At 61.8% G+C, this 11,025-nt stretch carries 11 protein-coding genes; 7 read left to right on the top strand and 4 right to left on the bottom strand.

What is annotated here, in order from left to right; genetic code table 11:
- Positions 1-44 precede the first annotated feature (44 nt).
- Both ACBG85_RS20425 and ACBG85_RS20420 read left to right on the top strand, forming a co-directional pair.
- Complete coding sequence (locus ACBG85_RS20425) at positions 45-773, top strand: glycoside hydrolase family 16 protein (RefSeq protein WP_157770437.1); 729 nt, start codon at positions 45-47, stop codon at positions 771-773.
- Positions 774-1,502: 729 nt separating this feature from the next.
- Positions 1,503-2,027, top strand: a complete 525-nt coding sequence (locus ACBG85_RS20420) for a hypothetical protein (RefSeq protein ID WP_144245859.1) — start codon at positions 1,503-1,505, stop codon at positions 2,025-2,027.
- Positions 2,028-2,036: 9 nt separating this feature from the next.
- Here the strand turns inward: ACBG85_RS20420 and ACBG85_RS20415 are convergent, their stop codons facing one another.
- The 4 genes from ACBG85_RS20415 to efeU all read right to left on the bottom strand — a co-directional run bounded on the left by ACBG85_RS20415 (position 2,037) and on the right by efeU (position 6,319).
- The gene (locus ACBG85_RS20415; protein ID WP_052416980.1) at positions 2,037-2,864 is read right to left on the bottom strand and encodes a glycoside hydrolase family 16 protein; all 828 of its coding nucleotides are present in this window, start codon (positions 2,862-2,864) and stop codon (positions 2,037-2,039) included.
- 120 nt (positions 2,865-2,984) lie between these two features.
- On the bottom strand, positions 2,985-4,271 hold the full coding sequence (gene efeB, locus ACBG85_RS20410) for an iron uptake transporter deferrochelatase/peroxidase subunit (RefSeq protein ID WP_372024578.1): 1,287 nt from the start codon (positions 4,269-4,271) through the stop codon (positions 2,985-2,987).
- A complete protein-coding gene (gene efeO, locus ACBG85_RS20405) occupies positions 4,272-5,402 on the bottom strand; it encodes an iron uptake system protein EfeO (RefSeq protein ID WP_372024576.1) in 1,131 nt (376 codons plus the stop codon).
- 14 nt (positions 5,403-5,416) lie between these two features.
- Positions 5,417-6,319, bottom strand: coding sequence for an iron uptake transporter permease EfeU (gene efeU, locus ACBG85_RS20400; RefSeq protein WP_058037265.1), 903 nt, complete (start codon positions 6,317-6,319; stop codon positions 5,417-5,419).
- Positions 6,320-6,459: 140 nt separating this feature from the next.
- On the opposite strand from efeU, the gene ACBG85_RS20395 reads away from it, so the two are divergent.
- The 5 genes from ACBG85_RS20395 (at position 6,460) to ACBG85_RS20375 (ending at position 11,023) form a co-directional block, all read left to right on the top strand.
- The gene (locus ACBG85_RS20395; RefSeq protein WP_087503791.1) at positions 6,460-7,272 is read left to right on the top strand and encodes a lytic transglycosylase domain-containing protein; all 813 of its coding nucleotides are present in this window, start codon (positions 6,460-6,462) and stop codon (positions 7,270-7,272) included.
- Positions 7,273-7,486: 214 nt separating this feature from the next.
- Positions 7,487-8,773: a phosphopyruvate hydratase gene (gene eno / locus ACBG85_RS20390; RefSeq protein WP_003946309.1), complete on the top strand. Its 1,287-nt coding sequence runs from the start codon at positions 7,487-7,489 to the stop codon at positions 8,771-8,773.
- Between the two features lie 20 nt (positions 8,774-8,793).
- Complete coding sequence (locus ACBG85_RS20385; protein ID WP_372024573.1) at positions 8,794-9,519, top strand: septum formation initiator family protein; 726 nt, start codon at positions 8,794-8,796, stop codon at positions 9,517-9,519.
- Complete coding sequence (locus tag ACBG85_RS20380) at positions 9,516-10,061, top strand: DUF501 domain-containing protein (protein ID WP_003946286.1); 546 nt, start codon at positions 9,516-9,518, stop codon at positions 10,059-10,061. Before ACBG85_RS20385 ends, ACBG85_RS20380 begins: the two co-directional genes overlap by 4 nt.
- Complete coding sequence (locus ACBG85_RS20375) at positions 10,058-11,023, top strand: Ppx/GppA phosphatase family protein (protein WP_341513677.1); 966 nt, start codon at positions 10,058-10,060, stop codon at positions 11,021-11,023. The genes ACBG85_RS20380 and ACBG85_RS20375 overlap by 4 nt, the downstream gene beginning before the upstream one ends.
- Positions 11,024-11,025 lie beyond the last annotated feature (2 nt).

Raw genomic sequence — 11,025 nt, 5'->3', positions numbered from 1 at the left:
CTACTTCGTGCACCACCGGTGAACCCCCGAGTCCAATGATGCGAATGGTCTCGAGCGATTTCGGCACAGACGAATTCGATGGTGCTGCAGGGGATTCTCCTGACGCGGCGATGTGGGGATTCGATGTCGGGGGCGGAGGTTGGGGAAATCAGGAGAAGCAGATCTATACCGACAACGCCGAAAACGCGCGTTTGGATGGAAACGGTAATCTCGTGCTCGAAGCTCGTCGGGTCCTGGGGGGATTCACTTCGGCGAGGATCGTGACAAGGGACAAGTTTTCGTTCACCGAGGGCACGATTTCTGCCCGCATAAAGTTCCCGATGGCGCAGGGAATCCATCCGGCATTCTGGTTACTCGGCGAGAATTTGGCGACGGTGGGCTATCCGGAGAGCGGCGAGATCGATGTAATGGAGTTGGTGCACAATGCCACTGAGTATCACAACGCAATCCACGGTCCGTGGTCCGATCCTTCTGCACACACAGAAGGCAAGTGGAAGATGTCGTCGGATGGTTATCTCGGCGGTGATGCCTCGGACACCTTCCATGTCTACGAGGTGACGAGAAGATCTGACTCCATCTCGATCTTCATCGACGGTGTAATGGTGGGCGAGTATTTGCGCAGCGAGTCGCCGGACGGCTCCAAATGGGTATTCGACAAGCCGTTCTATGTCGTAATGAACATAGCGGTGGGCGGAGAATGGCCCGGGCCGACGGATGCAACCACCCCGGAGGTGTCGACCTTGACCGTCGACTGGATTCGATTCACGCCTTGAAAGTGAATAATGTCTAGGTACAAAATTTCTGCAGTTGATCAGATGCGGGTTCGTGATCGTGCGCTCGTCATCGGCGGACCAGTTGGTGTCATCTCGTCGAGTGATCTGCGGAGCGCGCTGATCGAGATTGCTCGGATCGGTCCGCAGACGAGGTTCGGATTGCGCGCGGATTCCTCTCGCCGTCGTTGGCTGTTCGATCCGGATGCTGTTGGCGCGGCAGTCGAAGAAGTTCCGCCCACCGACGCGGCGGACATTTCGAGATTTGCGACCGCCGTATTCAATTCGGATTTGACGCACTCGTCGATCCGAATCGTTGCGTCGGGGGAGTATGTTGCATGTTTGGGTTCGCACGGCATCTCCGACGGGATCGGTGGTTCGCGATTGTGGGCTGCCCTTGTCAGCACCGCTCAATCAGGGCAACTACCCTCATCTCTGCATACAGCGGAGTCGAGACTTCCTTTGTCGCGCACAATTATTCGGTCTTTTGCAGCTGATCCTCGGCGGCTCGGAGCGGCCGTTCGATGGCATTCGCACGTGCGTGGAACACGGATTGAGGCGGTTTCGGCGACTCGCCGGACGCCCTGGCGGCCCAACCCGGTCAGTCTTTCGCTCCCGATGGATCCGCAAGTTGCACGTCGACTAGTGTGCTGGCGCGACGAGCACGCACCGTCGGCGTCTCTGCGCGCGATAACACTGTTTGTTTTTCTTGCTGCCTTGCGAGGTCATGGAGTGGAAACCGCGTCCAATGCGCTCGTGTTGATGGACGCGCGCAGATATGCGCATCCGTCGACCGTGGTCAATGGTAATTTTGCTGTGGGGCAATATGTTCCGGTGGGTGAATCCGTGACTTTGTCGGAGGTCAGTCGGGGTATCGCGGGGGCACTCGTTTCGGGTCACCCGTTGCTGACCCTTTCAGCGATCAGTGCGAAGGCGACTGTAGCTTCGGTCCTCGGGAGGTCCCACGCCACGGTCGCCGAGGCGAGCGTGAGCATCAAGCCTCACGCCTTGGTTTCATACTCGGACATAGGTCGTCTTCCCAATTCGGATGAAATCAGATGGACAGGCGATCCGCTGTGTGTGGCGGCCACCGATCCATATGGAGCGGAAGGAATCGCGTTCCTCGGTGCAGAGATCGATGGGCGACGTCACTTTTCAGTTACCTTCCACAGCAACGTATTCGATACCGAAATGATCAGGAGGGTGCTTCGAGCGGTCGCTTGCGATCCCACCGCACTGCTGGATGAATGTCGGTAACTCCGCGTATCAGTTCTCGTGGAACCAACGTACGTAGTCGACAGTCATCGTGGATGGCCAAGGTGTGGTGGAATCGGTTAAACCTGGCCAGGTTCCACCAACGGCAATATTCAGTAAGGTGTATGCGGGAGCGTCGAACACCCATGCCTCCGCTCCGGATACCTGTGACCGATCGAGGTACAGCATTCGAACGCCGTCGATGTAGGTCTCGATTCGTCCGGGCCGCTTGAGTATCCCGTAGGTGTGGAATGCGGTGAAGTCGGTGCCGGGTCGTGCGCCGCCGACACTGCGGTCCCAAACTCCGGTCACTCGTGTTCCTGATTTGGTAGGGCCGTGCACGGCGCTCGTGTATGTCTTCGCATCGTTGATGGTTTCGATTGCGTCGATTTCGCCACAGCCGGGCCAACCGGCTGTATATAGATTCGTGCCGAGCGTCCAGAATGCCGGATGCATGCCCTTTCCTGCTGGCAGTTTTATTCGCGCCTCGACTAGTCCGTAAGTGAAGTCGACCTTGCCGAAAGTTCCAAGTCGTGCGGAAGTGATTGTGTTGCCTACTTTTTGGGCCTGAATGAGGAGATTTCCTTGCCCATCCAGTCTCGAGTTGGACCGCGAGTCGGTGTACACCTGCTTTTCGTTGTTCCCCCAACCTCCGCCGGTTTCGTAGCGCCAGATGGCTGGGTTGGGGGCTGAATTTGCAGGGCCATTGAACTCGTCGTATGCATAGACCGTAAAACGATCTGCTGCGCGTGCTGGCGACATAAGAGGAGGCAAGCTAATCGTTGCCGTCGCCAGAGTCGTTGAAAGAAGGGCAATTCGAAGAAGTGCTGAAATTCTCATGCGCAGATCGTATGGGCGAGATATCACCTTCGGGACCATTGATCCCAAGATTGTTATCAGTTCGATATATAAAATTACTCGAAGTTTGTTAGCAAGTGTGGTATCCAACCAATTGATCGACTATTTGGGGTTGAACAGTGTTTCGCCCCAGTAGCTCCCGTCGGCGAGACCGCCGGGGCAAGCGAAGACCGCAGAACCGACGTGCTGGATGTATTCGTTCAGCGCATCGTGTCGTGAAAGGTTTTGCTGCATCGGAACAAACTGCTCGACCGGATTCCGGCAGTACGCAACGAAGAACAGTCCCGCGTCCAGGTGGCCGAAGCCATCGGAGCCGTCCGTGAAGTTGTATCCGCGGCGCAAGATCTGAATCCCACCGAGTTCCTCGGCAGAGGCCAGGCGCACGTGTGAATCCTCCGGGATGACGAAGTCGTGTCCCATTTTGGAATCGAGATCGAGCTCGTCGAACTCGTCCTTGCCACCGAGCGGCGCTCCGCTCCGTTTGGAGCGGCCGATGACAGCTTCCTGTTCCTTGAGTACTGCGCGATCCCACTGCTCGATCAGCATGCGGATTCGTCTGGCGACGAGGAATGATCCGCCTGCCATCCAGGCCTGATCGTCAGTGGGATCAACCCAGACGTGCTGGGCGAGTGCGTTTGGATCTTCCGCCTTGATGTTGGCTGTTCCGTCCTTGAACCCGAACAGATTTCGTGGTGTCGCCTGCGTCGTCGAGGTCGAGGATGTTCGTCCGAACCCGAGTTGCGACCATTTGACCGACGCGGTCCCGAACGCGACTCGCGCGAGGTTGCGGATCGCATGGACGGCAACCTGGGGATCGTTGGCGCACGCTTGGATGGCGATGTCGCCCCCGCTGCGATTCGGGTCGAGGTTGTCCGCACGGAAGTGGGGGAGATCGAGCAGGGCAGCAGGTTTCTTGTCTGCGAGCCCGAAACGGTCGTCGAAAAGTGACGGTCCGAATCCGATGGTCAGGGTGAGTTGCGACGGCGCGAGATCGAGTGCCTCACCCGTATCGCTCGGTGGTGCATACGGACCGTCGCCGGTCGCTCCGTCTTCGGTTGCTTCCTGACCCGCCGTCATTCGTTCGGCCATCGCCGTCCACGTCTGCAGCAGCGTGATCAGTTCGTCGCGCGACTTCGTCGTCACATCGAAAGCGACGAAGTGCATACGATCCTGGGCCGGCGTCGTGATGCCTGCCTGATGCTCGCCGCGAAAGGCCACCACGTCTGCGTGATCGGCGCCGGAACTCTCGTCGGCGGTCACCCGCCCGATGACGGCACCGGCACCGGCCAGGACGGCGCCGGCCCCCACCGCGCCGAACAGTCGGCGCCGTGAGACTGCCTGCGGTGCTGCGCTTTCCGCAGCGGGTATGCCTTCTGGTGAATCAGTCATCTACTGTCCCGCGACTACTTCCTGGACCTGGCTGACCTCGGCGGACAGAGCATCGATTTTACGCGAGAGTTCCTGACGCTGCGCCTCGGTCACGGTGTCGTAGTACACGAATCCGTCGCCGACCCGGAACTGCGCCAGCGCAGCGTCGAGGTCGGCGAATCGGTCAGCGATGCGCTGGGCGAGCTCGGGATTACGTTCCTGCAGAATCGGGTTCAGTGCCGCGATCGCCGCTTGTGAGCCATCGACGTTGGCCTGGAAATCCCAGAGGTCGGTATGCGAGAAGATGTCTTCTTCTCCGCTGATCTTCGACTTCGAGATCTCGTCGAGCAACCCTTGAGCGTCGCCGGCGATCTTGGTGGGATCGATCGTGTAATCGTCCGCGTTCACCTGGTCGGCAAGGTACTGGATGTCTTCGAGCAGCTGATCTGCGACCGCGTTGGTGTCCGGCTGAAGCCCGGTCACCCACAGATCCTTCTCGAGGCGGTGGAACCCGGTCCAGACCTGACCGGGCTCGAGATCCGCTTCGCGAAGGTCCAGCTTGGGATCGAGCTCGCCGAAGCTCTCGGCTTCGGGTTCGATGCGCTCGTAGTAGGTACGTGCGATCGGGAACAGTGCCTTCGCCTGGTCGACGTTGCCGGACTGGACTGCGGCGACGAACTGAGCTGCGGTGTCCTGCAGCGCGACGATCTGGCTGCGGATGTAGCGACGGTAACCGTCGGCGGCTTCGGCGAGCTGGCCGCTCTCGTCGGTGGCCGCCTGCGAATCGCCTGTGACGACGAAGTCCTGACGGATGCCGGTTCCGACCATGCCCGGCTTGCAGGCGAGCTGGTAGGTCGCTGCTTCAGGGAGAGAGACGATCAGCTGACGGGTCAGTCCTGGGCCGATGTTCTCGACCTCGCCCATCGCTCGATCACCCTCGGCGAAGACGTAGAACTCGGTGACCTTGGAGCCGTTGTTCGTCACCTGGAAGGTCGACGTGCCGGTCGTCCCCGTCGTGGCGCTGACCTCACATGAGTCGTCGGTGGCGGTGACCGTGATGTCGCCGTCGTTCGCCGTCGTCTTCTCGGTGCACGCGGCGAGGGAGAAGGGAAGTACCGCGACCGTGGCCAGTACGAGTGTGGATTTACGCATGTCGGCAATGCCTCTCAGGATTTCTCGGGAACGTGTGTGTCGTGCGCGGGCGGGGCCGTCGGCTCGGTTGGCTTCGACGGAAGGGGACGCAGGAAGAGTGCTAGGACGACTACGAGGTAGACGAGCCATGCGACGGCTTGCAGGACGGTCGGGTCCGGGCGGAAGTTGAAGATTCCGGCGAGGACGGTGCCGTACCAGGTCGACGGGTCGTAGCCGGGTGTCAGGTTGAACGCGAGATTCGAACCGCCCGGCAGGACGTTTCCGGTCTGCAGAGCGCGAACACCGTACGAGAGGATTCCGGCGGCTACGACGATGAGGAAGATCGCCGTGTACCGGAAGAACGTCGTGAGGTTGAGACGGAGGGCGCCGAAGTACATGGCGACGGTCAAGACGGCGGCCAAGAGAATTCCGAGGAGCAGTCCGACCAGCGGCCAGGAGCTGCCGGCGGTGTTCTCTGCGTACCCCACCATGAGCAACGCTGTCTCGACGCCTTCACGACCGACCGCGAAGAATGCCAGCGACAAAATGGCGACGGGTCCGGCAATGAGCGCCTTTTCCATCCCCGCCTTGAGATCTCCGGAAATGTTCTTCGCTGCCGTACGCATCCACAGGACCATGATCGTGACGATGACGACGGCGATCAGGGAGGCAACGCCCGCGATGATCTCTGCGGTCAGGCCGTCGACCGTCGACGTTCCGTAGTGGATCGCGAAGAAGATGATCGCCACCATCGCGACGGCGATCGCGACGCCGAGCCACACCCATTTCAGTGCGTCCTTGCGCTGCGCCTTCACGAGGTAGGCGGCGAGAATCATCACCACGATGCCCGCTTCGAGGCCTTCGCGCAGACCGATCAGGCCACTGCCGAATAACTGGGTGGCAACTGATGGTGTGCTCGCGGCAGCGAGTACCGACACGGGCACGGGCGACTCCTGACAGGAAGGGTGTAACAGCTTCGGACAAGTTCGTGAGGCTAGGCCAGCCTTAACTCAGAAGAAGATACTCCATCATCGACGGCGAACCATGCCCTCACCTGTACTTTTGCTGTTCTTTACCAATGGATTCGGGAGTAGTTCACTCGCATGTGGATGATGGAGGGGTGTACCGAACTCCCGTAGCCCGCAGAAGTCCCCGGCGTCTCTCGCGAGCCGTAGCAGCAGTAGCTGCCGGAACAGCTTTGCTGGGCGCAGGCGTCGTGGCTTGCGGATCGAACGAACCGAAGGTTGCTATTCCCGAGGGCATACCCCCAGGTACCGGCTCTCCGACGCCGCCGATCGACATCAATGCTCCCGGCCGCAGTGCTGATCAACTCGCCGACTGGGCAGCGGGATTGTCGGACGACATCGGGATCGGGACGACGGCACTCGAGGCCTACGGGTACGCCGCTGCGGTCATGGCCGAGACGCTTCCCGGCTGCGGAATCGGGTGGACAACTTTGGCCGGTATCGGCAGCGTCGAGAGCCGCCACGGGACCTACGACGGCTCGTCGGTCGACGCGTTCGGCCAGGTTGCTCCGATCATTCGGGGAATCCCCCTCGACGGTGGCCCGGGAGTTGCCGAGATCCCCGACACCGACGGCGGGGCGATGGACGGCGATCCAGTGCACGACCGTGCGATGGGGCCCATGCAGTTCATCCCCGAAACGTGGCTCAAATGGGGAGTCGACGCCAACGGCGACGGCCGGGTGGACCCCGACAACATCGACGACGCTGCCCTCACGGCCGCCCGCTACCTGTGTGCACGCGGGGGAGACCTCACTTCCGCTGCCGGATGGCAGCAGGCACTGATGGCGTACAACCTCTCGGGCGACTATCTCGCGCTCGTTCGTGATCGTGCGTCGGCGTATTCAGTCGGGGTACGGCCGGACTGACGGTGATCGATCCGCAGGTCGGACCCGTGACCGCGCGTCGATAAAGAAGCCTTCGGCCCGTGCGGTTAGGCTGTGTGCTGGCACTACAGAGGTGCTGGCACTGCAGAGGCCCAGCCGCGATCGTGGTCCTCTTTCGACCGGAGGGGTCGGAGCCCAAGTGTCAAGCACGCAGAGCGTGCCCCAATGCGAAGCCCATTCGAAGGAGAACCACACAGTGGCCAGTATTGAGCAGGTCGGAGCTCGCGAGATCCTTGATTCCCGTGGTAACCCCACGGTTGAGGTCGAGGTTCTGCTCGAAGACGGAAGTTTCGCCAGGGCTGCGGTGCCGTCCGGCGCTTCGACGGGTGAGCACGAAGCCGTCGAACTGCGCGACGGTGGCGCACGCTACGGCGGAAAGGGCGTCGAGAAGGCCGTGGAGGCTGTGCTCGGCGAGATCGCTCCTGCCATCATCGGCATCGACGCAACCGAGCAGCGCACGGTCGACCAGGCGCTGCTCGACGCGGACGGCACCCCGGACAAGTCGCGTCTCGGCGCAAACGCTCTGCTCGGTGCCTCGCTTGCCGTGGCTCGCGCCGCCGCCGAGTCCTCGGGCCTCGAGCTGTTCCGCTACGTCGGTGGCCCCAACGCTCACGTTCTCCCTGTCCCGATGATGAACATCCTCAACGGTGGCGCACACGCAGACACCGGTGTCGACGTCCAGGAGTTCATGGTTGCTCCCATCGGCGCACCGAGCTTCAAGGAATCGCTGCGCTGGGGCGCCGAGGTCTACCACTCCCTGAAGTCGGTTCTCAAGGAGAAGGGCCTCTCCACCGGTCTCGGCGACGAAGGCGGATTCGCGCCCGACGTCGCAGGCACCAAGGAAGCACTCGACCTCATCACGATCGCCGTGAACAAGACCGGCCTCAAGCTGGGTACCGACGTCGCGCTCGCTCTCGACGTCGCTGCCACCGAGTTCTACACCGACGGCACCGGCTACAAGTTCGAGGGCAAGAACCGCACCGCGGCCGAGATGGCGGCGTTCTACGCCGAGCTCATCGACGCCTACCCGCTCGTTTCCATCGAGGATCCGCTCGACGAAGACGACTGGGACGGCTGGGTCGCACTCACCGATCAGATCGGCAACAAAATCCAGCTCGTCGGCGACGACCTCTTCGTCACCAACCCCGAGCGCCTCGAAGAAGGCATCGTCAAGGGTGCGGCCAACGCACTCCTGGTGAAGGTCAACCAGATCGGCACCCTGACCGAGACCCTCGACGCCGTCGATCTCGCTCACCGCAACGGCTACAAGACGATGATGAGCCACCGTTCCGGCGAGACCGAGGACACCACCATCGCCGACCTCGCGGTTGCCGTCGGCAGCGGCCAGATCAAGACCGGTGCTCCGGCACGCAGCGAGCGCGTTGCCAAGTACAACCAGCTGCTGCGCATCGAGGAAAACCTCGGCGACGCAGCACGTTACGCCGGCGAGGTTGCGTTCCCGCGCTTCGCTTTCGAGGCCTGACGGAAATCTAAGATTCAGTAGTGTCTGCACAGCGCGGTAAGCCACGATCCCCCGGCGGAAGTCCGGGGGGTCGTGGTTCCCGTCGTGGGGACACACCGTCGCGTGCGCGTCGGGACAGTGCCCGACGCGCACGCGTGTCGGAACCTTCGGTAGATCCGGAAGCAGTCGATTCCGCTGTGACAGACCCCGCGCAACCGGGGGTCTCCGCCGAGAAAGCGTCGGCGCGAGGGTCGAAGTCGGCCCTGGGGAAGAGCGGAACCAACAAGTTCTGGTCTCGGCTTCCGAAGTCGGACAACACCATTTTCGGCTTGTCCACCAGTCGGGCAGTTGTGCTCGCGATGGTTGTGCTCATGCTGGCGCTGACACTGGCAGTGCCGCTCCGTACTTACATCAGCCAGCGTTCGGATGCCGCGCAGGTGGCGGCGGAACGTCAGGTACTCGAGGAAGAACTGCGAAAGCTGCAAGGGCAGAACGCGCGCTTCGACGACCCTGCGTACATCGAAGCTCTTGCACGAGAACGCCTTCGGTACGTCAAACCGGGCGAGACCCCGTTCCAGGTTCAGCTTCCCGGTGACTACAAGGAACCCGAGAAGAAGCAGGAAAAGGAAACACCGCTCACAGGTCCGTGGTATCGCGATCTGTGGCAAACGATTTCGGAACCGCCAGTGGTTCCCGAGACGACGACACCGGCCCCGATGCCGTTGGCGCCGATAGAGCCAGAAGAACAAGGAGTACCCACCGGGTGAGCAACACGTCCGAAAATTCCCCACAGGTTTCACAAGCGGATCTCGACGCCGTTGCCGCTCAATTGGGCCGTGAGCCACGCGGAGTGATCGAGATCGCGTACCGCAGCCCGGACGGTCAGCCGGGCGTGGTCAAGACCGCCCCCAAACTTCCGGACGGAACACCGTTCCCGACGTTGTACTACCTCACGGACCCGCGACTGACTGCCGAAGCGAGCCGTCAGGAATCTGCCGGCGTCATGCGTGAAATGACCGAACGCCTGACCCAGGATCCGGAACTTGCCGCGGCCTATCGACGGGCATACGAGTCGTACCTTGCCGAGCGGGACGCGATCGAATCTCTGGGAACCGACTTTGCCGGCGGTGGGATGCCGGATCGTGTCAAGTGCCTGCACGTGCTGATGGCACATTCGCTTGCCAAGGGACCCGGCGTCAATCCGCTCGGTGACGAGTCCGTCGCGTTGGCCGGTCACGGAAAGCTGCGCGGCACTGCAATTCCCGCGGACTGGCCTGGCATCGACGATGCCGACAACACCGACCGGTGACTCGCCGTGTCGCCGCAGTCGATTGCGGTACCAACTCCATTCGACTGCTGATCGCCGACGTCGGCGCCGACGGTCGTCTGGTGGATGTCCGGCGCGAGATGCGCGTCGTGCGACTCGGTCAAGGTGTTGATGCGACAGGGACATTCGCGCCCGAGGCCATCGAACGCACCCGGGTCGCGCTGGTCGAGTACGCGTCGATGATCGCCGATGCCGGAGCAACCGCCGTTCGCATGGTCGCCACCTCGGCTACTCGCGACGCTGCGAATCGGGAAGAATTCTTCACGATGACGCGGGACGTGCTCGGCGCGGTGATTCCCGGATCCGGAGCAGAGGTCATCACCGGCGACGAAGAGGCGCGCCTCTCGTTCAGCGGTGCTGTGGGAGAACTCGATCCGTCCGAGGGCCCCTTCGTGGTGGTCGATCTCGGCGGCGGATCCACCGAAGTTGTCCTCGGCGACACGTCGGGCGTCCAGGCTGCGTACTCCACCGACATCGGCTGTGTGCGCGTCACGGAGCGGTGCTTACCGTCGGATCCGCCTACAGCAGAGCAGGTTTCCGAGGCGACGGCTTTCGCGACCGCGAAACTTGCCGAGGCGTTCGAGGTCGTACCCGTCGAGAAGGCGCACACGTGGGTGGGTGTCGCTGGAACCATGACGACGCTGGCCGCGATCGCGCAGGATCTTCCGGAGTACGACGCCGAGAAGGTGCACCTGTCGAGGATTTCGTTCAATCAACTGTTCGACGTGTGCGAGCGTCTCGTTGCTATGCCTCGGGTTGATCGTGCTGCCTTCGGCCCGATGCATCCGGGGCGGGTGGACGTCATCGGCGGCGGAGCGATCATCACCACGGTGCTGGCTCAAGCGTTCGAAGCCAAAGCCGGGATCACCGAACTGGTTGTCAGCGAACACGACATACTCGACGGCATCGCGATGTCGGTAGCTCAGACCGACCCGATAGTCTGATC

Origin of the sequence: Rhodococcus sp. NyZ502 (assembly GCF_041464245.1) — a bacterium.
Lineage (GTDB): Bacteria > Actinomycetota > Actinomycetes > Mycobacteriales > Mycobacteriaceae > Rhodococcus_F > Rhodococcus_F qingshengii.
The sequence above is the reverse complement of the archived record's forward strand: the minus strand, read 5'-3'. Positions and strand labels throughout refer to the sequence as shown.

Coding starts and splice junctions, on each gene's coding strand:
- ACBG85_RS20415 (WP_052416980.1), bottom strand. CDS start 2,864: ATGAGAATTTCAGCACTTCTTCGAATTGCCCTTCTTTCAACGACTCTG.
- efeB (WP_372024578.1), bottom strand. CDS start 4,271: ATGACTGATTCACCAGAAGGCATACCCGCTGCGGAAAGCGCAGCACCG.
- ACBG85_RS20395 (WP_087503791.1), top strand. CDS start 6,460: ATGGATTCGGGAGTAGTTCACTCGCATGTGGATGATGGAGGGGTGTAC.
- efeO (WP_372024576.1), bottom strand. CDS start 5,402: ATGCGTAAATCCACACTCGTACTGGCCACGGTCGCGGTACTTCCCTTC.
- ACBG85_RS20425 (WP_157770437.1), top strand. CDS start 45: ATGGTCTCGAGCGATTTCGGCACAGACGAATTCGATGGTGCTGCAGGG.